Origin of the sequence: Synechococcus sp. CS-1332 (genome assembly GCF_025127995.1) — a bacterium.
Taxonomy (GTDB): Bacteria; Cyanobacteriota; Cyanobacteriia; order PCC-6307; family Cyanobiaceae; genus Cyanobium.
The window spans coordinates 58,634-80,604 of the sequence record NZ_JAHLYP010000049.1 but is presented as its reverse complement, the minus strand read 5'-3'; the positions used below and the strand labels follow the sequence as shown (position 1 = coordinate 80,604).

Here is a 21,971-nt window from a genome sequence, read left to right as displayed (position 1 = left end):
TATCCGCTCACCTGATGGCGATAGCCAGGTGGTTGCCAACGGCTATTAGTGGCGGACACCTGCCAGAAGATTCAGTATCAGGATGTCGCACGATGTTGGCAGCGTGAGTGTACCGTGCGCCTTCTGGACACCGCTCCATGGGGCAGCTGCGATGACGGTCCCCGCGATCGATCCCCAGGATCTCTGTCTGCCCCCCCGTCTGCTCGAGGCGTTCCATCGATCCAGTGACTGTGCCGTCCTGGCCGTGGTGGGCGGCGCCGTGCGGGACCTGCTGCTGCATCGGCTGCACCTTGATCCCCTCCGGGGCCTGCCTGACCTTGACCTGGTCGTGGAGCTTTCCCCGCAGGCCGATCCGGCCGACCCGCGACCGGCGGCCCATCGCCTGGCTGAGGCGCTGCTTCAGGAGGCCCCAGCCGAAGTGGTGGGCTTCTGTCAGTTCCACCGTGCCTTCGGCACCGTGGAGCTGGAGCTCGACGGGATCCTGCTGGACCTGGCCAGCGCCCGCAGCGAGACCTACCCAGCCCCTGGGGAGAACCCCGTCGTCTCCTACGGCTCCCTGAAGGACGATCTGGCCCGCAGGGATTTCAGCATCAACGCGATGGCCCTGGTGTTCGCCATCCCCGGGCCGGGGCTGCGCCTGCTGGATCCCCACGGTGGTGGCACCGACCTGGCCCTCAGGCAGCTGCGGCTTCTGCATGACCGGAGCCTGGAGGATGACCCCACCAGGATCGTGCGGGCCGCCCGCTACGCCGCCCGGCTGGGGTTCAGCCTGGCTCCGGCGAGCCTGGAGCAGCTGCGCTCCACCCTGGCCCGTTGGCCCTGGGGGGAAGGCAGCGCCGGCCGGGTGCCCCCCGCCCTGGGCACCCGGTTGCGGATGGAACTGGAGCTGCTGCTCGATCGGGAGCCCTGGGAGGAGGCCCTGGCCTGCCTGCAGGCCTGGGGTGCCCTGGTGTTGGTGGATCCGGCCCTTCAGGCCGACTCCAGCTGGCGGCGCCGCCTCCGCTGGGCTCAGCGTTTCGGCTTGCCGCTCCTGGCGGCGCTGCTGGCCAGTAGTGAGGCGGCCACCGCCGTGGCGACGCGGCTTCAGCTGCCCCATGGGCAGCAGCGGTTGCTGGCCCAGCTGGCCCTGCTGCGCCAGGCCTGGCAAGTCTGCGCGGCGAGGCCCAGCACGGCCCTGGCCTGGAGCACCTTTCTGGAGCAGCCGGGCTGGTCCCCCGAGGCTGTCGCCCTGTCGCTGGTGAGCGGAGCGCTTCCCCGACGCCCCCTGTTGCGCTGGTGGTGCCGCTGGCGCCATCTGGCCTCCCCGGTCGCGGCGGCCGACTTGATCGCCTCCGGCCTGCGGCCAGGACCGGCCCTGGGGGACCGGTTACGCCAACTGCGGGGAGAGCGGCTTCAGCGGGAGCGGGTCTGAACCGTTTCAGCGGGTGGGCGAAGCTCCCTTAGGGTCTCGAGCCAGCGGCTTCCCCGGCGCCGAATGGCTGCGTTGACCGATCCCTTTGCTCCGTTGCTGCTGGCGATCGCGGCGCCGCTGCTTTGGGGCTGGCGCTGGCGGCGTCCCACCTGGCAGGTGCTGGTGCTGGGCGTGGGCTCCTGGGGTGCCATCGGCTGGCTGTCCCTGCTGCCTGGGGGGCCAAGCCTGCGCCAGTCCTACGGGTTTCTGGTGGGGTTCGACCTGGTCCTGGTGGCGGCGGCCCTGGTCGTCCGGCCGCTCCGCTGGCGCCAGCGGCTGGCGGACCGATCCCTGGGGCGGCCGTTGCTGGCGGTCCTGGCACCAGCCCTTGTCTGCGCGGTTGCCCTGGCCTGGCGTGGGGTGATTCTGGAGTTTCCTTCGGATGGTTTCGTCTACTACGCGACCTATTTCGGCAGCGATCTGCTCGATACGGTGCGCCTCGACCCGTTGCGCTACAGCGCACCGGCCAACTGGTTCTTCACCGCGGCCAGCTACCTGTTCGGCTTCCCCGAGGCTCTTGCGCCGGGGCGGGCCAGCCTGCTGGCGGCCCTGAACACCTTTCTGGTGCTGCTCGCCAGCTGCCAGCTCAGCCTGCGGCTCACAGGCAAGGTGGCCCTCTGCTGGCTCACGGCCTTGCTGTTCCTGCTGGGAATGGGGCATCAGAACTTTTCCTTCTTTCATCAGATCGCCCTCAATGGCACCCTGCCCGGGCTGGCCCTGGTGCTGGCGGGCGCCACGCCCTTGCTGGGAGTGCTGCAGGGGGCGACATGGCCAGGGGTGCGCCGGGTGGGGCAGGCGACGGCCGTGCTCTTGGTGGCTGGGTACATCGCTTATCACGCCCATGGGGTGACCGCCTTTCTCACGGTCAACCTGCTGATCACAGCCACGGTTGCCAGCCTGGCGCTCTGGCCCTCACGGCAGCGCCTTGTGGGCTGCGCCGCTGGGGCCGCCCTGCTCCTGCTGGCCCTCAACCGGCTGCCCTGGCACCCAAGGCTTGAGTCGTTCTACGCCTGGCCGGAGGCGATGCGATTCGTTCACGACTACCGGTTACTGGGCCATCGCTTCTTCTATTTCTGGCCCAGCCTGCCGGTGGCCACCTGGGAACCGGTCTTTCTGGTCGCGCTGGCGTTCTCGGGGGTGTGCCTCTGGCTCTGGCGGAGCTGGCGGCGACCCCCTGGAGCGGTGCTGGCCCTGGCCCTGCTGGCGCCACTGGTCTTAATGGAGTGGTGGGCCCCCTTCGTCAATGATCTGGTCTTCAAGCTGATCGAGCCGGACAGCGCCTACCGGCTGGTCTGGACCAGTCTGTTCTGGATCAGCATCCCCGCGATGGCCTGGGCGCTTGACCAGAGGTGGCGGGTGGGCAGTCACGGGGGGCCGTCCCGCGCGCGCGGGGTGTTAATTGCCACCCTTGCGGGCCTGATTGCCGTGCTGGCGTTCCCGCTGGAGCTGCGGGGCCGCCCCAATGTCTTCGTCTCCAAGGTCTCCCATCTGCTCACCCCCCTGGATGAGGTGCGGCAGGCGGACGGGGCCACCATCGAACCGATCCTCGGGTCGTTGCGGGAGCTGTGTGATCGGAACCCACGGCTGGAAGGCAACGGCAGGACCCTGCTGAGCGATCCCTACGTCGGCGCCGTGGTGGGCACACGCCAGTGCCTGGCCCCTGTGGCGGCCAGGGACATCACCAAGCTGGCGGCGTTCACGGTGGAGTCGGGGCAGTATCCGGGTCTGCGGCTGGCTCTGGGGTCTCCCGCCGCCCTCAGGGCCTGGCTCGATGATCACGGGGTCGATCTGGTGGTGCTGCGCGAGGCCTACACGCCCTACATGAGCCGGATCGCCCAGGCCAGCAACCACTGGCAGCCAGACCTGATCACCAGCTATGCCGACCTCTCGCTCAACAGCCTGACGACGGCCCAGTTGCAGCGGGTGGGTTTTCGTCTGGTGAAGCAGGAGCGGGGGCTGAGGATCTACCTCAGGACACCTGTTGCGCCCCGATGAGCTCTCCGGTTGGATGCCACTCGTTGCTTCGGTAGCCCTGGGGATTGGCGCTCTGCCAGGCCCAGCCATCGCGGCAGATGTCCGCCAGCGAGCGTCGAGTCCGCCAGCCCATGCGCCGTTCGGCTTGGCGGGGATCGGCGACACTCACGGCGGAATCCCCAGGCCGGCGCCCCACGACGGCGTAGGGCAATGTCAGGCCGTTGGTGGTTTCGAAGGCCCGCACCAGCTCGAGCACCGAATGGCCCTGGCCGCTGCCCAGATTGAGGGTGAGCAGCTGGGGCGGTTCCGCCAAGAGCACGTCGAGGGCCCTCCCATGGCCTTCGGCCAGATCCATCACGTGCAGGTAATCACGGACGCCGGTGCCATCGCCCGTGGGCCAGTCGCCGCCGAACACGTCCAGCCGTTGACGGCGGCCACCGGCCACTTGGCAGAGGAAGGGGAAAAGATTATTGGGAAGGCCGTTGGGGTCTTCGCCGATGCGTCCGCTGGGGTGGGCACCCACTGGGTTGAAGTACCGCAGCAGGGCGATGCGCCATCCCGGGGCACTGGCCGCCACGTCGGTCAGCATCCTCTCGACGGCGGCCTTGGTGTAGCCATAGGGATTGATCGGTTGCAGGGGGGCCGTTTCGGGGATCGGCACTGTGTCGGTGGTGCCGTAGAGGGTGGCGCTGCTGCTGAACACGAGCGTCTGGCAGCCGTGGCGGACCATGGCTTCGAGCAGCCGGACCGTGCCGGTGACATTCACGTCCCAGTAACGCAACGGCTGGGTCATCGATTCGCCCACGGCTTTGAGGCCGGCGAAGTGGAGCACGGCGCCGATGCCGCCACCGCTGACGGCGAAGGCGCGATCGAGATCCTGGGGGGAGCGCACGTCACCCTGGATCAGGTGGAGTCGGCTGCCCCCAGGCCCTGCCTCAGCCCAGTGGTCCGCTGCAGCCTGCCCCCAGGGCCCCAGCCCAGCCAGTTCGGCCACGCGGCGCACGGCCTCGGCATTGCCATTGCTGAAGTCGTCGACCACCACCACCTGATGGCCGGTTTGCAGCAGGGCCAGGCCGGTGTGGCTGCCGATGAATCCGGCTCCACCCGTGAGCAGCACCTTGGTCAACGAATGGCGTCTCAGGCTGTTGCCCTCAACTTACCTGTCCTTAACCTTCCCCACCGCCGGGCCTCTTCTTCGGCTCAACACCCAGCTCCAGCCAAACCTGGGCATTGGCGGTAATGTCCCCGGAGCATTGACATCACCCATGGATCCGGCCCCTTCGCCGATTCGCACCATCTGTTGCATCGGTGCCGGCTATGTGGGAGGGCCAACGATGGCGGTGATTGCCGATCGATGCCCGGGCATTCAGGTCACGGTGGTGGACCTTAATGCCGAGCGGATCGCGGCGTGGAACGATTCCGATCTCTCGCGCCTGCCGGTGTACGAACCCGGGCTGGACGCGGTGGTGGCCAGGGCCAGGGGGCGCAACCTCCACTTCACCACCGAGGTGGATGCGGCCATCGCCGCCGCCGACATGGTGTTCCTCTCGGTGAACACCCCCACCAAGACCCGGGGTGTGGGTGCGGGCCAGGCCAGCGACCTGCGTTGGATCGAGGCCTCCGCCCGCCAGGTGGCCGCCTCCGCCCATGGCCACACGATCGTGGTGGAAAAGAGCACCCTGCCGGTGCGCACCGCCGAGGCGGTGAAGGCCATCCTCGGGGCTGCTCAGCAGAACGGCCCGGGCCCAGCCGATCGCGAGACCAAGACCTTCTCGGTGCTCTCCAACCCCGAGTTCCTGGCCGAGGGCACGGCGATCGGTGATCTGGAAGCGCCTGATCGGGTGCTGATCGGCGGAGAAGACGCCGCGGCGATCGAGTCCCTGGCGAGCATCTACGCCACCTGGGTGCCGGATGATCGGATCCTGCGCACCAATCTCTGGAGCAGCGAGCTCTCCAAGCTCACGGCCAATGCCTATCTGGCCCAGCGGATTTCCTCGATCAACAGCATCGCCGCCCTCTGCGAAGCCACCGGTGCTGACGTGCGGGAGGTGGGCCGGGCGATCGGCACCGATTCCAGGATTGGTTCCAAGTTCCTGAAGGCCGGTCCCGGTTTTGGCGGCAGCTGCTTCCAGAAGGACATCCTCAACTTGGTTTATCTCTGCCGGCATTACGGCCTTGAGGAGGTGGCGGCCTACTGGGAGCAGGTGGTGACACTCAACACCTGGCAGCAGGACCGCATCGCCCGGATGGTGGTGCAACGGTTGTTCGGCACGGTCACCGGCAAGCGGCTGGCGGTGCTGGGCTTCGCTTTCAAGGCGGACACCAACGACACCCGCGAAGCGCCCGCCATCCGCATCTGCCAGAACCTGATTGAGGAAGGGGCCCGGTTGGTGATTGTGGATCCCAAGGTGTCGCCTTCCCAGATTGGCGCCGACCTGGGCCAGCCCCCCTCAGATGCCGATGGCGGCTGGCAGGCCGCGTCTTCGCCCCTGGAGGCAGCCAGCGGCGCCGACGCCGTGCTGATCCTCACGGAGTGGCGCGACTACGCCACGCTCGACTGGGGTGCCATCGCGGCGGTGATGCGTCGCCCGGCCTGGCTATTTGACGCCAGGGCCATCGCCGATGCCGCCGCCGCCCGCGCAGCGGGGCTTAACGTCTGGCGGGTGGGTGAGGGCTGAGTGACGCGCCGCAATCTGATCACCGGTGGGGCCGGTTTCCTTGGCTCCCACCTGGTCGACCGGCTCATGGAGGCCGGTGAGGAGGTGATTTGCCTCGACAACTTCTACACCGGCCGCAAGGACAACATCCGCCACTGGTTGGGCCACCCCAGCTTCGAGTTGATTCGCCACGACGTCACCGAGCCGATTCGGCTGGAGGTGGACAGGATCTGGCATCTCGCTTGCCCGGCCTCGCCGGTGCACTATCAGTCGAATCCGATCAAGACGGCCAAGACCAGCTTCCTGGGTACCTACAACATGCTCGGCCTGGCGCGCCGTGTCGGGGCCCGGTTGCTGCTGGCCAGCACCAGTGAGGTGTATGGCGATCCGGAGGTGCACCCCCAGCCCGAGAGCTACCGCGGTTGCGTCAACACCATCGGCATCCGCTCCTGCTACGACGAAGGCAAGCGCATCGCCGAGACGCTCTGTTTCGATTACCAGCGCATGCATGGAACCGAAATCCGTGTCATGCGCATCTTCAACACCTACGGCCCCCGCATGCTCCCCGACGATGGCCGGGTGGTGAGCAACTTCATTGTCCAGGCCTTGCAGGGTCATTCCCTCACCCTGTATGGCGATGGCAGCCAGACCCGCTCCTTCTGCTACGTGGATGATCTGATTGAGGGCATGATCCGGTTGATGAATGGCGCCCACACCGGCCCGATCAACATCGGCAATCCCGGTGAGTTCACCATCCGTCAGTTGGCCGAACGGGTGCGGGACAGAATTCAGCCCGGTCTGGAGCTCACCACCCAGCCGTTGCCCCAGGACGATCCCCTGCAGCGTCAGCCCGTGATCGACCTGGCCCGGGACCTGCTGGGCTGGGAGCCGAAGGTGAGCCTGGACGAGGGACTGGAGCCCACCATCGCCTACTTCCGGGAACGCTTGCGGGACGGTCGTTGACGGCCAAGGCACCGATCCTCGTCTCCGGGGTCGCCGGCTTCATCGGAGGGGCTGTGGCTGAGGCGTTGCTGGCCCGTGGCGATCGGGTGATCGGGCTCGACAATCTCAACGCCTACTACGACCCGGCCCTGAAGCGGGCCCGGCTGGAGCGGCTTGAGGGGATGGCCCAGCCAGGTGCTTTTCGCTTCCATCAGCTCGACCTAGTGGACTCTGAAGGGGTCACGGCACTGTTCGCCGCCGAGCGGCCCACGCGGGTGCTGCATCTGGCCGCCCAGGCCGGTGTGCGCCATTCGATTGATAATCCCTCGCTCTACATCCAGAGCAATCTGGTGGGCTTCGCCACGATCCTTGAGGCCTGCCGCCATGGGGCCGTGGACCATCTGGTGTATGCGTCGAGCAGCTCGATCTACGGCGGCAATCGCCACATGCCCTTCTGTGAGCAGGATCCGGTGAACCATCCGGTGAGCCTGTACGCGGCCACCAAGAAGGCCAATGAATTGATGGCCCACACCTACAGCCATCTCTACGGCCTGCCGGCCACCGGCCTGCGCTTTTTCACCGTCTACGGCCCCTGGGGGCGGCCCGACATGGCGCCGATGCTGTTCGCCAAGGCGATCCTGGCGGGTGAACCGATCCGGGTGTTCAACCAGGGCCGCATGGAGCGGGATTTCACCTACATCGATGACATCGTTGAAGGGGTGATCCGCTGCCTCGACAAGCCCGCCACAGCAGATCCTGGCTTCGACCCGCTGCATCCCAACCCGGCCACCGCCGCCGCCCCCCACCGGATCTTCAACATCGGCAATGCCCAGCCGGTGCCCCTGCTGCAGTTCATCGCGCTGCTGGAGCAGGCCCTCGGACGCCCCGCGATCATGGATCTGCAGCCCATGCAGCCCGGCGACGTGCCGGCTACCGCCGCCGACACCACAGCCCTGGCGGCCTGGGTGGGGTTCCGCCCCTCCACTCCGATCGAGGCGGGAATCTCCCGCTTCGCTGCCTGGTTCAAGGACTTCCACGGCGGCTGAGCCGACCCCTTCGGGCACAATGAATTTCCGCTGATCTCCACCGTCTTGAAACCGCTCCAGAGCCTGCGGGGCATGGTCGACCTGCTGCCCGGTCAGACCCCCTTCTGGCAGCGGATCGAAGCCACGGCCCGGGACCACTTCCGCAGGGCCGCTGTCGAGGAGATCCGCACGCCGCTGCTGGAGGTGACCGAGCTGTTTGCCCGGGGTATCGGTGAGGCCACCGACGTGGTGGGCAAGGAGATGTACAGCTTCGAGGACCGGGGCGAGCGCCACTGCACCCTGCGGCCGGAAGGCACCGCCTCGGTGGTGCGGGCCGCCATCCAGCATGGCCTGGTGGCCCAGGGGCCCCAGCGGCTCTGGTACGGCGGCCCGATGTTCCGCTATGAGCGGCCCCAGGCCGGCCGCCAGAGGCAGTTTCACCAGATCGGTCTGGAGTTTCTCGGCCATGCCGATCCGCGCAGCGACGTGGAGGCCATCGCCATCGCCTGGGATCTGTTGATGGATCTGGGGGTGGGCGGCCTGTCGCTGGAGCTCAACTCCCTGGGCAGTTCCGACGACCGCCTGCGCTACCGCAGCGATCTGGTCACCTGGCTGGAGGCCCATCGCGAGGATCTGGATCCCGACTCCCAGCAGCGCATCAGCACCAACCCCCTGCGGGTGCTCGATTCCAAGAACGCCCAGACCCAGGCGCTTCTGGCCGGGGCCCCCACCCTGGCCGACGCCCTCAGTGATGAGAGCCGTGAGCGCTTCCTGCGGGTGCGGCAGGGCCTCGAGGCCCTCGCCATCCCCTTCCGGCTCAATCCCCGCCTGGTACGTGGCCTCGACTACTACGGCCACACCGCCTTCGAGATCACCAGCAGCCAGCTGGGGGCCCAGGCAACGGTCTGCGGTGGTGGGCGTTACGACGGCCTGGTGGAGCAGTTGGGCGGCCCCCCAACGCCTGCCGTTGGCTGGGCCCTGGGCATGGAGCGGCTGGTGCTGCTGCTCAGCCAGGCACTGCAGGACGAGAGCGCAGAACAGCGGCCAACCGCGGCGCCCGACCTCTACGTGGTGAGCCGGGGGGTGGAGGGCGAGGCCTACGCCATGCGGCTGGCCCGTCAGTGTCGCCATCGGCCCGGGGAGCCGCTGGCCGTTCAGGTGGATCTCTCGGGCGCAGGCTTTGACAAGCAGCTGAAGCGAGCCCGCCGCAGTGGGGCCCGCTGGGCGCTGCTGCTTGGGGATGAGGAGGCCGCCAATGGCACCGTGCGGCTGATGCTCCTGGTGGCGGGCGGCGGCGGGCGGCGAGCCGAGGGTGGGGAGATACAGATGGACCGACTCCTGAGCGAGACGGACTTCCTGGCGCTCAGCATCGATCAGCTGGACGCCTGAAGGCAGAGAGACCAGATCAGAGAGGCCAGATCACTGGACATAAAAAAGCGCTCTCGCGGGGGAGAGCGCTGACCACTAGTGGGGACTAGTCGGGGCTTGCTGCTGGGCTGGATCAGGCCGAACCAACGCCCACGTAGGCGCCGTAGAAGAACAGGCCGACCACGAAGATGACGGCCATGCCACCGGCGGTAGCCACCATCCAGAGGGGTAGAACCCCTTCGGTCCAACGACTCTTCCAGGCCACGGCCGGGCGGCCATCGGGAAGGCGGTCGGGAATACGGCCGTCAGGAAGTGAGGATTTTTTGCCGCTCATGGATGGGGTGCCTCCCGATCAGTTGAAGAAGTAGCTGGAGAAGAGGATGCCGATGACGAACACGAACAGCAGGCCCAGGTAAAGGCTGGTGCGGTTCAGTTCGACCGGCAGGTTGTTGGGGTTGGAATTGCGCTGCATGGATGTCTCAGCGACGGACGAACTGCATGGCGGCCAGGGCACCCAGGAAGAAAACCGTGGGAATGCCGAGGGCGTGGACGGACAGCCAACGCACCGTGAAGATCGGATAGTTGCGCGGCGTGGTGGGAGCGGTGGACTGGGTCATGGTTCCTGGAGGCGCAGATCAAGGCTGCTCTTGCCCTCGTAACGCTGACTCACAACAGGAGCCTTGGTTTCCTGGGCCTGGAAGTAGGCATCCGGACGGGGCGTGCCGAAGGCGTCGTAGGCCAAGCCGGTGGACACGAACATGAAGCCCGCCAGGAAGATGGCCGGCAATGTCACCGCGTGGATGACCCAGTAGCGGATGCTTGTGATGATCTCGAAGAACGGGCGTTCCCCTGTGGAGCCGGCAGCCATAGCAACAAGCGTTCAGCCCGAAGATCCTAGGGGTCGGCCAGCGGCTGGCGGGAGCGGGTCGGGGGGTTGGTTACAGAGGGACGCAGTTCAGCCCACCCAGCGCAGCAGCACGCCCCGCTCGCCCAGGACGAAGCCCTTGCCGCCGGGGGCAAAAACGATCCGCGAGAAGTTGGTTGGCTGCTCGCTGCCCACTGGATCTCTCTGCCAGCTGGCGCCGGCATCGTTGCTCACCAACAGGGTGCCGTTGCCGCCGCCGGTCCAGATGGCGCCGCGGGGATCCCAGGCCATGTCGAGATAGCCATAGCCGTTGGTGATCGGGATCACCGGCTTGCTCCAGTCGCCGCTCTCGGTTGTTTCAGCGGTGCTTGGGTCACCGTCGAAGCGCAGTTGGGCCCCCCGGGCCACCATCCAGAGATGGCCGTCGGGCTGGAAGCCCATCGACTGCAGCCGCTGGCTGCTGACCCGCTGATGCACCTGCCAGGCGGGCTGGCCGGGTTCCCAGGTGGCGAAGAAGTTGCCCAGGCTGCTGACGCTGACGTAGTCGCCCTCGGGGCTGCGGCGCAGGTCACGGATGGCGCCGGCGGCATCACCCACCAGGGCCTGCCAACTGGAGCCGGCATCGGCGGTGCGATACACGGCACCCACGTTGGTGGCCAGCTCGGCGCTTTTCGGCCCCTGGGCCGTGACCAGATAGGGCTCCCCCGGGAGCTTGGTGTCGAGCAATAGGCGGCTCCAGCTCTTGCCGGCATCGTCGCTGTGCAGCAGCAGGCCCGGCTGGCCCACGATCCAGCCCTCATCGCCTCTGAAATCGATGCTGATCAGGCGGAAGTTCTCCTCCTCGGGCAGATCAAGGGCCCGCTCCTGCCAGCTGGCGCCTCCGTCGTCGGTTTCCATGATCAGCCGGTTGCTGCCCACCAGAAAGCCGTGGTCGGCGCTGGTGAAGGCCACGTCGAGGGGGTTGGAGCGGGTGTCCAGGGGCACCGACTGCCAGGGGCTGGCGGCCGCCGTGGGCAGACCCGTGGTGACGCAGCCCGTGAGACCGAAGGCGAGCACGAGGGACAGCACCAGGCTGAGCAAGGGGCGCAGCGGGCGCAGGATGGCCGGCAGGGCAGGGAAGGGCGCAGGCATCAACGCAGGGAGTAAAGGGAGAGGAAGAAGGCGAACGCCAGGGCGAAACCGCCGAAGATCAGCACGTTCTTCTGGCCGGGGGTGAGGCGGTTCACCCCCAGGCCGAAGTTGAGGTTCTCCTCGAAGCCGCTGGGCTTGTTGCGGGGGCCGATGTCCTTGAAGGCACCCACCCGGCTGCGGCACACGGGGCAGCGGAAGCCCACCGGGTCGAGGTCGAGGAAGGAGGTGCCGGCGGGAATCGCCAGCTTCTTGACCCCTTCACCCGGGTCGTAGACGAAGCCGCAACTGCGGCACTCGAAGCGGTGGGTGGCGGGGTCGTCAACGACGGCTTCGGGCGCCTCGGCGGGCGCCTCGATCGGGGCCTCGGTTGGGGCCTCGGTTGGCAGTTCCGTGGGCGGTTCCGTGCTCATCCCGTGCCTGGCCATACCAGCTGAGTCTATCGACGGCTACCCCAGCCCCTGGAGACAGGTGGCAGAATGCGCGCCAGGTTGGGTCTGCCGATGTTCGTGCTCTCCGGCTACGACGCCTTTCTGGGCTTCCTGCTGATTTCGACGGCCGTTCCGGTGCTGGCGCTGGTGGCCAACAAGCTTCTGGCCCCCAAGAGCCGCCAGGGGGAGCGCCAGCTCACCTATGAGTCGGGGATGGAGCCGATCGGCGGCGCCTGGATTCAGTTCAACATCCGCTATTACATGTTTGCCCTGGTCTTCGTCATCTTCGATGTCGAGACTGTGTTCCTCTATCCCTGGGCGGTGGCCTTCCACCGGCTGGGTCTGCTGGCGTTCATCGAGGCCCTGATCTTCATCTCCATCCTGGTGCTGGCCCTCGCCTACGCCTGGCGCAAGGGCGCCCTGGAGTGGAGCTGAGCAATACCCCCCACCATGACCCTCACCCCCCCTGCAGCCTCCCTGTCCGTCGATGCGCTCCGCGATCTTCGTGAAGCCAGTTGCGGCCCCGTGGGCGCCCCCGGTGTCACCGCCGACCTGTCCGAGAACATCATTCTCACCAGCCTCGACGACCTGCACAACTGGGCCCGGCTGAGCAGCCTCTGGCCGCTGCTCTACGGCACGGCCTGCTGCTTCATCGAGTTCGCCGCCCTGATCGGCTCCCGCTTTGACTTCGACCGTTTCGGCCTGGTGCCCCGTTCCAGCCCCCGCCAGGCCGATCTGCTGATCGTGGCCGGCACCGTCACGATGAAGATGGGCCCGGCGCTGGTGCGGCTCTACGAACAGATGCCGGAGCCCAAGTACGTGATTGCCATGGGGGCCTGCACGATCACCGGTGGCATGTTCTCCGCCGACTCCACCACGGCGGTGCGCGGTGTCGACAAGCTGATCCCGGTGGACCTCTACCTGCCGGGATGTCCGCCCCGGCCTGAAGCGATCTTTGATGCGGTGATCAAGCTGCGCAAAAAGGTGGGCAACGAAACTTTCGCCGAGCGCGGCAACCTGCGCCCCACCCATCGCTACTGCACCATCCCCCACCAGATGAAGCGGATCGATCCGATCGTCACCGGTGCCTACCTGCGGGCCGAAACCCAGCAGGCGGCTCTGGCCGCCGCTGCTGGCCTGCCGATGGCTGCCTCAGGTAGCGCCACCGGCGTCACTGTTCCCACCGCCACCAGCACCAATGCCTGAGGAGTCCGCTCTCACCCCGGTCACCTCCGGGTCCACAGACTCCGCTGCCATCGCGGCGCCCGCCATCGGGCCGGTGGGGACCTGGCTGGGCGGCCAGGGATTCGATGCCCTGTCCCTGGGCCCCGACCATGAGGGCGTGGAGATGCTGGGGGTGGAGCCTTCCGCCTTGCCCCTGGTGGCCACGGCCCTGAAGGCCTCGGGCTTCGATTATCTGCAGTGCCAGGGCGGCTACGACGAGGGGCCGGGCGGGCGGCTGGTGAGCTTCTATCACCTGGTGAAGATGGGCGCGATGCTCGATCAGCTGACGACCCTCGCCGGCGGCAACGCCCCCCTGCCGGCGGAGGCCCGTCCGGAGGAAGTGCGCCTGAAGGTGTTCCTGCCCCGCGACGGTGCCCTGACGATCCCCAGCCTTTACGGCCTGTTCCGCGGCGCCGACTGGCAGGAGCGTGAAACCTTCGACATGTTCGGCATCACCTATGAAGGCCATCCCCACCCCAAGCGCCTGCTGATGCCCGAGGACTGGAAGGGTTTTCCGCTGCGCAAAGATTACGTGCAGCCTGACTTCTATGAAATGCAGGATGCCTACTGAACGCCTCAGCCGCTGAGTGCCGCAAGCGTTTCTTCTAGGTAGCGGGTTCCCCAGCGCTGGTCGGGTTCCAGGTGGTTGCCCTCCGCCCACTCGTTCCAGGCGTTGATGAATACGACCGGTTCGGGCAGACCGTGGGAAGGGAGGCGTTCCACGGTCTGCCTGAGCCAGTGGCCATAGCGATCCGGCGTCGCATCCTGGAGGATGATCCCTCCCCAGCGCCGGCGGGCCGTGTTGTCCCAGGAGGGCGTGACACAGGGGAAGCGGGGGTAGGACGGCACAGGCCTGGAGAGGGCGGCCTGGCAGACCTCCGCATAGCTGACAACCCGGTGGATGCTTTTCCCCGGTGATTCCTTCTTGATCAGGCCCTTGACCCTTTCCCGGAGGCTGGGGGTCTGGTGGCGGAGCGAAGCCAGTATCGGCCAGCAGGGCTGAAATTCCACGGCCGCATCAAAGCCGAAGTCGTGGGGGTTGTGGATCTCACTCTCCTTGGATTCAACGGAAACGAGATAAAGATCTCCCAGGCCGTGGGCATGGGCAATCGAACGCCAGATCTCTGCGGTCCGGGCCGGGTGGGGCAGGGCGCCTGTGCGGTAGACCAGAAACAACGGTTTGCCCTCGATCCTGATGTAGCGAGGATCCCGGAAGGCTGTCAACAAGGAAATCAGATGATCGCGGTCGTCTTGTTCGCTGTAGATCTGCTCAAGAAGAATCTCATCATCGGATCCGTCCCAGCGCCGGGTCCAGTTTTCATTGGCCCAGCACAGACAGAAGGGGAAATCGGGCTCACCTGAAGCCAGCACGTCTTCAAACGGACGCTGCAGAATGCGCCGGCCATTGAACCAGTAGTGGTAGTAGCAGAAGCCATGCAGGCCAAACGCCTGGGCCAGTTCCGCCTGGGCCTGGCGCACTTCCGGCAGGCGCAGGTCATAGAAGCCAAGATCCGCCGGTAGGTGCGGCTGGTAGTGATGGGGATACAGCGATCGTGCCTTGGTGACGTTTCGCCATTCCGTGAATCCCTTGCCCCACCACTGATCGTTCTCCGGTATTGGGTGAAATTGGGGAAGGTAGAAGGCAATGGCTTTGGCTGAATGCGCGGGAAACGAATGGCTGGCACTTCCGACGTCTCTCCTTTGGGGAGAGCTTTCTGAGTTCAACGTGGCCATCTTCAGGACTCCATGCGCTGGACGCCCCCCTGGGGGTGGATCGGGTCATGGGGATCACCGACTCCGTGTGATCCCTCAGGAACTTCCTGGACGTGGCGTTCCGCCCCGCTGGTGCTGGAGGCCGCCGACAGGCGTTTTGGCAGAACCGCCGCCATCAGTAGCTTCAGCAGACGCCTGAGCAACCGTGCCTTTGAGGACAGGACGGCGTCCTGGCCCCTGATGATTTCGGCCTGCGACCTGATGGCGGTCTCCCGGTTATCGAGGCAGCGGACCATGGAGGCGATCCACAGGTCTGGGGATGGTGCCGGGGGCAGTGGCGTGGAGTTGCTCAGTCCCGGCCTCTCGGGGTTGGGCACAGCGGTGTGGATGATCCCCGCGATGGTCTCGATATGGTTGTCGATGATGGCCAGATCCTTCGTCTGGCCGCTGTCCTCCGCCCCGCTTCCCAATTGCATCACAGCGTTGATGGCCATCGCCAGCTCGCCTGCCTCAATTCCGTATGGATGGGTGGCATCATTGCTGTCTGACCAGCAGTTCACCTTGTGCACGTTCATGGTCAGTCGTGGCACGCCATAGGATCTGGCGACGATGCGGTAGTGAAGGCTGGTCGATACGACCGCTGCGGCATTGGCAATCTGCTGGCAGATGGTGAGGATGTCAACCGAAGGAAGAACGTCTATGAAAACGGAAGATGCTTTGGCTAGTTGTCTGAATCGGTAGAATTCGTCCAGTGAATCGTGATAGTTGGCAGTGCCTGCCAGCCCGATCTTCAGTCCGCCCTCGAATTGCGGGGCAATCTGTGACAGCGCATCGATCAGCGCGGCGGAGTTTCTTCTCAGATAGTTGCCATTGAAATGCATGAGAAGATAGCGAGGCTTCACGGGCCTGACGACTGGCATCAATCGGCTGATGGACAACACAATGTCTGGGGCATACGTGGCCTGATCGATTCCCAGGCTTCTGGCATTGCTTAAGGAATGCGCATCTCTGAAGCTGACCATGCTGGCCGCTGCCAATGTGGCTCTCAAGCTTTCGTTGTGCGACCTGTCATCTGACAGTTGGGTGAGGCCGATACCGTAAAAGAGTCTGTGTCCCCAGAGCTTCGACGCTCTGGTGATCCGCTCCTTCGGTGGTGTCAGATAGGGGAAGGGCCGATCTGTGCCCAGCTCCTGATGGACTTCGGAGCTGATGATGTCCTTGAGATGGTAGGGCAGAGCTGCGGGAGAGTCACAGGCCAGGGCATCATTGAAGGAACAGGATGCTGTCTCGCCTCCGACGTGCAGAATCGGGATGGTCGGGTCTAGGCCGTTGGTCAGCAGGCTGAAGATGGAGTGGACCTTGGTGCCGCCACATGCTGTGAGATCGTTGTCAAGAATGCTGGCGTGAATGGCGTTGATTCCTTTCTGTCTGAGAAGCCTCTCAAAGGCAAAACCCATCAGGAGATCGCCAAAATTGTGCCGTTCAAAAGCACCGAAAAGAATGGCGTCAGGATTCATTCGCGATCGGCGCCTGTTGGGTTGTGGTCGTCTCGGAGAGCGTGCAGTCAATCCCTTGGTCGTCCACCAGCAGCCCATCCGCCAGGACACTCAAGGTCCAGATGCACAGGTTCCTCCCCCGACCCGTCGATCCGCTCACCGGAGCCGGTGAATGCATTCCACTGCTGCAGCGACGGGAGCTTACGGCCTTAATCCCTTCGATGCTTCCGGTAGTACCGAATCACCTCCTTGGCCACACTGCGGGGCTCATGGCGCAGGGTGGCACTGGGCCGGGCTCCCTGCAGCGGCGCCAGGATCACTTCGTAGCCCTGCTCTTTGAGGAGTGAGGCTTCGCAGGTGACGGGTTCGGCTCCCCGCAGCCGGTAGAGGTCCACCAGGCTGGAATCGGCCAGTTCCTCCTGGGCCAGCACGGCGCTGAAGAGGCGCTGCTCCACCCCGAGGCTGGCGAGCTGGGCCTCGATCGCTCGCAGATGGCCGCCCACGTCCAGGCCGTCGGTCTCGCCGGGCTGGGTCATCAGGTTGCAGATGTAGAGGCGTGGGGCCTTGCTGGCGCTGATGGCGCTGACCAGTTCCGGCACCAGCAGATTGGGCAGCAGGGAGGTGTAGAGGCTGCCGGGCCCCAGCACGATCAGGTCGGCATTGGCGATCGCTTCCAGGGCCCGCGGCAGGGCCGGCGGCCGCTCCGGCGTGCAGCCGAGGCGCACGATCGGGCAGGGGGCGTGGCCGATCTGGGATTCGCCCTCGATGCGCTCCCCGTTCTCCAACTCGGCCCAGAGGCGCACGTCGGCGTTGGTGGCGGGCACCACCTGGCCCTGCACCGCCAGCACGCGGCTGCTGGCGATGATGGCCGATTCCAGGCTGCCCGTGATCGCCGTCAGGGCGCTGAGGAACAGGTTGCCGAAGCTGTGGCCCTCCAGGCCACTGCCGGCCTTGAAGCGGTACTGGAACAGCCGGGTGAGCAGGGGTTCCTCCCGGGCCAGGGCCGCCAGGCAGTTGCGGATGTCGCCGGGGGGCTGCACACCCAGCTCCCGGCGCAGCACGCCGCTGCTGCCGCCGTCGTCGGCCACCGTCACGATGGCAGTGAGGTTGCTGCTGTAGCGCTTCAGGCCGCTGAGCAGGGTGGCCAGACCCGTGCCGCCACCGATCGCCACAATGTTCGGGCCGCGATTCAGTCGTCGCTGGGCCAGCAGGGCGTCCACCAGCAGGGTGTCCTTCTCGGGCGCCAGGGCCTGCTGGATGGCGCCGAAGCTGCGGCTCTGGCCCAGCCAGACCATGGCGGCGCCGATCAGCAGCACCAGCGGACCGGTGATCCCCCTGGGCATGACCTGGGTGAGGCGATTGAGGCCCCAGCGGATCGTTTCCAGGGTCCAGTAGATGGGTTGCAGGTCGGCCCAGACCGCCGCCCCCAGCAGGGCGATCACCAGCCCGATGCCCGAGGTGATCATCCAGCGCTTCACCACCAGCCCGGGTTGCAGCCAGCGGGCTGCCCGCCGCGAGCGACTCATCAGATCCTGCTGGCGCAGATCGCCGCGGCCCACCCAGCGGGGGCGCCCGGCTCGGGTACCGCCTCGGCGCCGACGGGCGTTTGCAGCGGGGCCTCGAACCGTCAAGGGCAGGGCGTGGCAACGCGGCACAGACCAACCGAACTGTACGGATGAAAAGCCCCTCCTGAACCGGCAGGATGGGAGTCGGGCCCCCGGGGTTCCCTTGCCGTGGATCCTTGGCCCTCAGTCAACTGGCGCTGAACGTTTCCCCGGCCACCCCGCCGGTGGCCCAGCTGGAGAGCCTCAGCATGGGCTGGGGCGGAACCATGGTCCTCGATCGGGTCGACCTCAGCCTCACGCCGGGTGAGCGCCTCGTGGTGGTAGGACCCTCGGGCGCGGGCAAGTCAACCCTGCTGCGACTGCTGGCGGGGCTTCAGCTGCCCACCGATGGGCGTCTGTTCATCCACGGTGAACCCCAGACCTACCTGCGTCTGGATCAGCGCCACCCGCCGGACGTGCGCCTGGTGTTCCAGAACCCTGCCCTGCTGGCCTCGCTCTCCGTACGGGAGAACGTCGGCTTCCTGCTCTATCGCTTCAGCCGCCTGGGGGAGAAGGAGATCGCCGAGCGGGTGGACCAGGCCCTGCAGGCCGTGGGGCTGGGGGGCACCGCTGATCGCATGCCCGGTGAGCTCAGCGGCGGCATGCAGAAGCGGGTGAGCTTTGCCCGCGCCCTGATCGACGACCCCACCCTGGCGTCGGCCCGCACCCCCCTGTTGCTCTTCGACGAGCCCACGGCCGGCCTCGACCCTGTGGCCTGCACCCGCATTGAGGACCTGATCGTGCGAACCTCCCGCATCGTTCACGCCTCCACCCTCGTGGTGAGCCACGTGATGAGCACGATCGACCGTTGCGCCGAGCGGGTGGCCCTCCTCTACGACGGCCGCTTCCGCTGGATCGGTGCGGTCGAGGACTTCCGCGTCAGCACCAATCCCTATGTGGTCCAGTTTCGGAGCGGTAGTCTGCAAGGACCGATGCAGCCGGCCGAGAACTGAGCCCATGCGCCGGAGTGTTCGTGAAGCCCTGGTTGGTTTTTCCCTGCTGGCGGCCGTTACCAGCGGCATGGGCCTCTGGTTCTGGTTGCGCGGCGTCTCCCTGAGCGGCAACACCTGGACGATCCGGGCCAGCTTCGCCGATGCCGCCGGTCTGGCCGTGCGATCGCCGGTCACCTTCCGGGGGGTGCTGGTGGGCAATGTGCGCAGGGTCACGGTCACCGATGCGGCCGTGGTGGCCGATCTGGAGATCAATGACGCGAGCCTGCGGCTGGCCCGGCCCCTGGTGGCCCGTGTGGCCTCCGCCTCCCTGCTGGGGGGAGACGCCCAGGTGTCCCTGCTGGTCGGTGGCGGCCCGCTGCCGGCCAGCCTGCCTGGGCCGCGGGATCGGGGCTGCAACAACACCCGCATGGTCTGCAACGGCGGCCAGGTGAGCGGCATCGCGGCGGCCAGCTTCGACACCGTGACCGAGACGGTGCAGGGTCTGCTCAACGAGGCCGAGAAGGAGCAGCTCGTGCAGCAGATGGTGGCGGCCACCGCCGCCTTCTCCAAGACCGCCAAGGAGACCGAGCTGCTCACCAAGAGCGGCCAGGTGTTCCTCCGGGACGCCCAGGTCCTGGTCAGCCAGCTGAACCGCTCGGCGGGCAAGGTGGATCCCATCCTGAGCAACCTCAACGTCGCCAGTGCCGATGCCGCCAGGGTGACGAAGCACGTCGGCAACCTGGCGGCGGCGCTCGACAACCCGAAGACCGTGGCCGACCTCCAGGCCACCCTCACCAATGCCAAGCAGCTCACCGACCGCTGGTCGGCCGTTGGCGGCGACATGAGCAAGCTCACCGGCGATCCGAAATTCCTCGACGGCATCCGCAGCGTCTCGGTCGGCCTGGGCAGGTTCTTCGAGGAGCTCTATCCGGCCGAGGTGGATGCGGCCCGCGACCGCAAGGCCCGTCAGGACGCCCGCCAGCAGGAAGCCAAGGCGGCCCGTCAGGCCGCCCAGGACCGGCTGGCGCCCACCGTCAGAAACCGTTGATCGCCTCCAGGGCGATGGCGGCGATGGCCTGGTCGCTGGCCTTGGGCAGCTGCACGTAGCGGCCGCCGGCCGCCTCGGCCAGCTCCTTGCCCATGCCGCTGCCGATGAACTTGCGCTCGGTGTCGATCACCAGCAGCCTCAGACCAAGGCTTCTATAGCGGCCGGCCACCTGCCGCAGCTCCTCCTTGAGATCCACCGGTTCCTCGCCCTCCAGTGCCGGTTGCCCCAGGGAGCGGCTCAGGGGCACGTTGCCGCGACCGTCGGTGATGGCCACCACCACCACCTGGCCCAGGTCGCCGGTGGCCAGGGCGTTCGCCCCCACCCGGGCCGCCTGGGCGAGGCCATGGGCTAGGGGTGAGCCGCCGCCACAGGGCATCGATTCCAGCCGCCGGCGGGCGGCGGTGATGGAGCGGGTGGGCGGCAGCAGCACGTCGGCCTGCTCGCCGCGGAAGGTGATCAGGGCCACCTCGTCACGGTTTTCGTAGGCCTCGGTGAGCAGGCGGATCACGGCCCCCTTGGCGCTCTGCATGCGGTTCAGGGCCATCGAGCCGCTGGCATCCACCAGGAAGATCACCAGGGCCCCGGCCTTGCGCTGCAGCTGCTTGGCCCGCAGGTCCCCCTCCTCCACGATCACCTTGCGGTGGGGCTCCCGGGCGCGGCGCGCCTTCTGGTACGGCGCGGCGGCCCGCAGCGTGGCGTCGATGGCGATGCGGCGCACGGGACCCCGGGGCAGCATCGGCTTCACATAGCGGCCGCGGCTGTCGCTGAACACCACCGCCCGGCTGCCGCTGCCGCCGCTCTTAGCCTTCGCCGAGGCAAACACCAGCAGGTCGGGATCGATGGCGGTGGCCTCCGGGTCGAGCAGAAACTCCTCGGGGATCTGGGGCGGGGCCTGGTCCTCCGGGCTGTCGTCCTGGTCGTCGTCGTCCTGATCCTCAGGCTCGTCGTTCTCCTGCTCCTCCTGGGGCGGCTCCGGTTCCTCGGGGGGCTGTTCCCCCTGCGGCGGCGGTGGTGGCGGCGGCTCCATGGGCTGGTCGGGATCCTGGGGCGGCAGTTGCAGGGCCCGCGGGGCGATCACCAGCCGCACCGCCACCTGCAGATCGTCCGCCTCCACCTGGTCGCGGCCGGAGAGAGCCGCATGGGCCCGGGCCACCCGCACGGCGTACAGCTCGGCCCGGTGCCCCTCGACGCCACCGCGAATCGCTTCGGTGACCAGATAGAGGATCTGTTCACGGTCGATGGCCACATCCGGCAGCCACTGGCGGGCCAGCAGCAGCTGGGTGGCCAGGGCTTCGGTTTCTTCTTGAAAGCGGGCGCTGAAGGCGGTGCTGGAGCTGCCGTGGTCGAGGGCCGAGCGGGTGATCGCCACCCGCTGGTCGATGTCGAGCAACTGGTTGGCCGACAGGGCGATGGCGAAGCGATCCAGCAGGTGGTCGCGCACCGCCCCCTCTTCCGGGTTGTAGGTGGCGATCAGCAGGCAGCGGCAGGGGTGCGACAGGCTCAGCCCTTCCCGCTCGATGCGGTTCTCGCCGGAGCCCACCGCCGCCAGCAGCAGGTTGGTGATGCCGTCGTCCAGCAGGTTGAGTTCATCGACGTAGAGCACCCCGCGGTGGGCTTCGGCCAGCAGCCCCGGCTGGAAGACCGGCGCCCCCGCGTTTAGGGAGGCGGCCACGTCCACTGAGCCGATCAGCCGGTCCTCGGTGACGCCCAGGGGCACCTGGATGAAGGGCGCCGGCATCACCCGGGTGGGCAGCAAGGCGCCTGGATCAGCGCCGCTGGCATCGCCGCCCAGTTCGGTGATGCGGCGTCGGGTGGCCGCGTCCCATTCGTCGGGGCGGCTGGGATCGGCCTGCAGCAGCCCCGGACCGTCCGCCAGGTCGATCACGTCGATCGGCGGCAGCAGGGCATGGAGCCCCCTGGCCAGCACCGATTTGCCGGTGCCTCGCCCGCCGGCGATCACCACGCCGCCCAGGCCGGGATCCACCGCCGCCAGCAGCAGGGCCAGCTTCAAAGTGCCGTGGCCGGTGATCGCGGCCAGCGGGAAGCTGCCGGTGGGGGCGGCACCGGCGGGCGCGGCAGGGGACCCGCTGACGACCATGGGGCAGAGGCTGGGT

General features: G+C 67.1%; 22 protein-coding genes. 11 read left to right on the top strand and 11 right to left on the bottom strand.

The window, feature by feature from the left end:
• Nucleotides 1-151: 151 nt before the first annotated feature.
• Nucleotides 152-1,411, top strand: coding sequence for a CCA tRNA nucleotidyltransferase (locus KQ305_RS12315; RefSeq protein WP_259725692.1), 1,260 nt, complete (start codon nucleotides 152-154; stop codon nucleotides 1,409-1,411).
• Nucleotides 1,412-1,483: 72 nt separating this feature from the next.
• Nucleotides 1,484-3,445 carry a hypothetical protein gene (locus KQ305_RS12310; protein WP_259725691.1) on the top strand — a complete coding sequence of 654 codons (1,962 nt, stop codon included), beginning with the start codon at nucleotides 1,484-1,486 and terminating at the stop codon, nucleotides 3,443-3,445.
• Here the strand turns inward: KQ305_RS12310 and galE are convergent.
• Nucleotides 3,420-4,550, bottom strand: a complete 1,131-nt coding sequence (gene galE / locus KQ305_RS12305; RefSeq protein ID WP_259725690.1) for a UDP-glucose 4-epimerase GalE — start codon at nucleotides 4,548-4,550, stop codon at nucleotides 3,420-3,422. The two genes, KQ305_RS12310 and galE, sit on opposite strands and share 26 nt — an antisense overlap.
• Before the next feature lie 139 nt (nucleotides 4,551-4,689).
• Here galE and KQ305_RS12300 point away from each other — a divergent pair, with 139 nt between their 5' ends.
• The 4 genes from KQ305_RS12300 to hisS are packed head-to-tail and all read left to right on the top strand — an operon-like array spanning nucleotide 4,690 to nucleotide 9,437.
• The gene (locus KQ305_RS12300; RefSeq protein ID WP_259725689.1) at nucleotides 4,690-6,102 is read left to right on the top strand and encodes a nucleotide sugar dehydrogenase; all 1,413 of its coding nucleotides are present in this window, start codon (nucleotides 4,690-4,692) and stop codon (nucleotides 6,100-6,102) included.
• Nucleotides 6,103-7,044, top strand: coding sequence for a UDP-glucuronic acid decarboxylase family protein (locus KQ305_RS12295; protein ID WP_259725688.1), 942 nt, complete (start codon nucleotides 6,103-6,105; stop codon nucleotides 7,042-7,044).
• Nucleotides 7,041-8,069: an NAD-dependent epimerase gene (locus KQ305_RS12290; protein WP_259725687.1), complete on the top strand. Its 1,029-nt coding sequence runs from the start codon at nucleotides 7,041-7,043 to the stop codon at nucleotides 8,067-8,069. Before KQ305_RS12295 ends, KQ305_RS12290 begins: the two co-directional genes overlap by 4 nt.
• A gap of 45 nt (nucleotides 8,070-8,114) precedes the next feature.
• Nucleotides 8,115-9,437 carry a histidine--tRNA ligase gene (hisS, locus tag KQ305_RS12285; RefSeq protein ID WP_259725686.1) on the top strand — a complete coding sequence of 441 codons (1,323 nt, stop codon included), beginning with the start codon at nucleotides 8,115-8,117 and terminating at the stop codon, nucleotides 9,435-9,437.
• Nucleotides 9,438-9,549: 112 nt separating this feature from the next.
• On the opposite strand, the gene KQ305_RS12280 is transcribed toward hisS, so the two are convergent.
• From KQ305_RS12280 to KQ305_RS12255, 6 genes are all read right to left on the bottom strand, one after another.
• Complete coding sequence (locus KQ305_RS12280; RefSeq protein ID WP_254954153.1) at nucleotides 9,550-9,750, bottom strand: photosystem II reaction center protein J; 201 nt, start codon at nucleotides 9,748-9,750, stop codon at nucleotides 9,550-9,552.
• 18 nt (nucleotides 9,751-9,768) lie between these two features.
• Complete coding sequence (locus KQ305_RS12275; RefSeq protein WP_254954152.1) at nucleotides 9,769-9,888, bottom strand: photosystem II reaction center protein L; 120 nt, start codon at nucleotides 9,886-9,888, stop codon at nucleotides 9,769-9,771.
• A gap of 7 nt (nucleotides 9,889-9,895) precedes the next feature.
• On the bottom strand, nucleotides 9,896-10,033 hold the full coding sequence (psbF, locus tag KQ305_RS12270; protein WP_015109701.1) for a cytochrome b559 subunit beta: 138 nt from the start codon (nucleotides 10,031-10,033) through the stop codon (nucleotides 9,896-9,898).
• Nucleotides 10,030-10,284, bottom strand: coding sequence for a cytochrome b559 subunit alpha (psbE, locus tag KQ305_RS12265; protein ID WP_216907496.1), 255 nt, complete (start codon nucleotides 10,282-10,284; stop codon nucleotides 10,030-10,032). Before psbE ends, psbF begins: the two co-directional genes overlap by 4 nt.
• A gap of 87 nt (nucleotides 10,285-10,371) precedes the next feature.
• Nucleotides 10,372-11,412, bottom strand: coding sequence for a photosynthesis system II assembly factor Ycf48 (locus KQ305_RS12260; RefSeq protein ID WP_259725685.1), 1,041 nt, complete (start codon nucleotides 11,410-11,412; stop codon nucleotides 10,372-10,374).
• Entirely contained in the window at nucleotides 11,412-11,822 is a 411-nt protein-coding gene (locus KQ305_RS12255) for a rubredoxin (protein ID WP_259725684.1), read from the bottom strand. The genes KQ305_RS12260 and KQ305_RS12255 overlap by 1 nt, the downstream gene beginning before the upstream one ends.
• A 90-nt stretch (nucleotides 11,823-11,912) precedes the next feature.
• On the opposite strand from KQ305_RS12255, the gene ndhC reads away from it, so the two are divergent.
• Genes ndhC through KQ305_RS12240 form a run of 3 tightly spaced genes read left to right on the top strand, consistent with a single transcriptional unit; the run spans nucleotide 11,913 to nucleotide 13,635 of the window.
• Nucleotides 11,913-12,275 (top strand): photosynthetic/respiratory NAD(P)H-quinone oxidoreductase subunit C, encoded by a 363-nt coding sequence (gene ndhC, locus KQ305_RS12250; RefSeq protein ID WP_259725683.1) that lies wholly within the window; start codon nucleotides 11,913-11,915, stop codon nucleotides 12,273-12,275.
• A gap of 15 nt (nucleotides 12,276-12,290) precedes the next feature.
• On the top strand, nucleotides 12,291-13,046 hold the full coding sequence (gene nuoB, locus KQ305_RS12245) for an NADH-quinone oxidoreductase subunit NuoB (protein ID WP_259725682.1): 756 nt from the start codon (nucleotides 12,291-12,293) through the stop codon (nucleotides 13,044-13,046).
• On the top strand, nucleotides 13,039-13,635 hold the full coding sequence (locus KQ305_RS12240) for an NAD(P)H-quinone oxidoreductase subunit J (protein WP_259725681.1): 597 nt from the start codon (nucleotides 13,039-13,041) through the stop codon (nucleotides 13,633-13,635). Before nuoB ends, KQ305_RS12240 begins: the two co-directional genes overlap by 8 nt.
• A gap of 5 nt (nucleotides 13,636-13,640) precedes the next feature.
• Here the strand turns inward: KQ305_RS12240 and KQ305_RS12235 are convergent, their stop codons facing one another.
• From KQ305_RS12235 to yvcK, 3 genes are all read right to left on the bottom strand, one after another.
• Nucleotides 13,641-14,798: a glycoside hydrolase family 99-like domain-containing protein gene (locus KQ305_RS12235; RefSeq protein WP_259725680.1), complete on the bottom strand. Its 1,158-nt coding sequence runs from the start codon at nucleotides 14,796-14,798 to the stop codon at nucleotides 13,641-13,643.
• Between the two features lie 2 nt (nucleotides 14,799-14,800).
• A complete protein-coding gene (locus tag KQ305_RS12230) occupies nucleotides 14,801-16,294 on the bottom strand; it encodes a polysaccharide pyruvyl transferase family protein (protein ID WP_259725679.1) in 1,494 nt (497 codons plus the stop codon).
• Nucleotides 16,295-16,482: 188 nt separating this feature from the next.
• Nucleotides 16,483-17,799 carry a gluconeogenesis factor YvcK family protein gene (gene yvcK, locus KQ305_RS12225; RefSeq protein WP_259725711.1) on the bottom strand — a complete coding sequence of 439 codons (1,317 nt, stop codon included), beginning with the start codon at nucleotides 17,797-17,799 and terminating at the stop codon, nucleotides 16,483-16,485.
• 215 nt (nucleotides 17,800-18,014) lie between these two features.
• On the opposite strand from yvcK, the gene KQ305_RS12220 reads away from it, so the two are divergent.
• Nucleotides 18,015-18,830: an ABC transporter ATP-binding protein gene (locus KQ305_RS12220; protein ID WP_259725678.1), complete on the top strand. Its 816-nt coding sequence runs from the start codon at nucleotides 18,015-18,017 to the stop codon at nucleotides 18,828-18,830.
• 4 nt (nucleotides 18,831-18,834) lie between these two features.
• Nucleotides 18,835-19,857 carry an MlaD family protein gene (locus tag KQ305_RS12215; RefSeq protein WP_259725677.1) on the top strand — a complete coding sequence of 341 codons (1,023 nt, stop codon included), beginning with the start codon at nucleotides 18,835-18,837 and terminating at the stop codon, nucleotides 19,855-19,857.
• Here KQ305_RS12215 and bchD read toward each other — a convergent pair.
• Nucleotides 19,844-21,955, bottom strand: coding sequence for a magnesium chelatase ATPase subunit D (gene bchD / locus KQ305_RS12210; RefSeq protein ID WP_259725676.1), 2,112 nt, complete (start codon nucleotides 21,953-21,955; stop codon nucleotides 19,844-19,846). The two genes, KQ305_RS12215 and bchD, sit on opposite strands and share 14 nt — an antisense overlap.
• Nucleotides 21,956-21,971: the final 16 nt, after the last annotated feature.

What these genes read in the sequence shown, in the direction of transcription:
- KQ305_RS12260 (WP_259725685.1), bottom strand. Translation starts at nt 11,412, where the DNA reads ATGCCTGCGCCCTTCCCTGCCCTGCCGGCCATCCTGCGCCCGCTGCGC.
- KQ305_RS12235 (WP_259725680.1), bottom strand. Translation starts at nt 14,798, where the DNA reads ATGGCCACGTTGAACTCAGAAAGCTCTCCCCAAAGGAGAGACGTCGGA.
- KQ305_RS12230 (WP_259725679.1), bottom strand. Translation starts at nt 16,294, where the DNA reads ATGAATCCTGACGCCATTCTTTTCGGTGCTTTTGAACGGCACAATTTT.
- KQ305_RS12315 (WP_259725692.1), top strand. Translation starts at nt 152, where the DNA reads ATGACGGTCCCCGCGATCGATCCCCAGGATCTCTGTCTGCCCCCCCGT.
- KQ305_RS12215 (WP_259725677.1), top strand. Translation starts at nt 18,835, where the DNA reads ATGCGCCGGAGTGTTCGTGAAGCCCTGGTTGGTTTTTCCCTGCTGGCG.
- psbF (WP_015109701.1), bottom strand. Translation starts at nt 10,033, where the DNA reads ATGACCCAGTCCACCGCTCCCACCACGCCGCGCAACTATCCGATCTTC.
- KQ305_RS12300 (WP_259725689.1), top strand. Translation starts at nt 4,690, where the DNA reads ATGGATCCGGCCCCTTCGCCGATTCGCACCATCTGTTGCATCGGTGCC.
- KQ305_RS12255 (WP_259725684.1), bottom strand. Translation starts at nt 11,822, where the DNA reads ATGAGCACGGAACCGCCCACGGAACTGCCAACCGAGGCCCCAACCGAG.
- bchD (WP_259725676.1), bottom strand. Translation starts at nt 21,955, where the DNA reads ATGGTCGTCAGCGGGTCCCCTGCCGCGCCCGCCGGTGCCGCCCCCACC.
- KQ305_RS12240 (WP_259725681.1), top strand. Translation starts at nt 13,039, where the DNA reads ATGCCTGAGGAGTCCGCTCTCACCCCGGTCACCTCCGGGTCCACAGAC.
- yvcK (WP_259725711.1), bottom strand. Translation starts at nt 17,799, where the DNA reads ATGAGTCGCTCGCGGCGGGCAGCCCGCTGGCTGCAACCCGGGCTGGTG.
- nuoB (WP_259725682.1), top strand. Translation starts at nt 12,291, where the DNA reads ATGACCCTCACCCCCCCTGCAGCCTCCCTGTCCGTCGATGCGCTCCGC.
- ndhC (WP_259725683.1), top strand. Translation starts at nt 11,913, where the DNA reads ATGTTCGTGCTCTCCGGCTACGACGCCTTTCTGGGCTTCCTGCTGATT.
- KQ305_RS12280 (WP_254954153.1), bottom strand. Translation starts at nt 9,750, where the DNA reads ATGAGCGGCAAAAAATCCTCACTTCCTGACGGCCGTATTCCCGACCGC.
- psbE (WP_216907496.1), bottom strand. Translation starts at nt 10,284, where the DNA reads ATGGCTGCCGGCTCCACAGGGGAACGCCCGTTCTTCGAGATCATCACA.
- KQ305_RS12275 (WP_254954152.1), bottom strand. Translation starts at nt 9,888, where the DNA reads ATGCAGCGCAATTCCAACCCCAACAACCTGCCGGTCGAACTGAACCGC.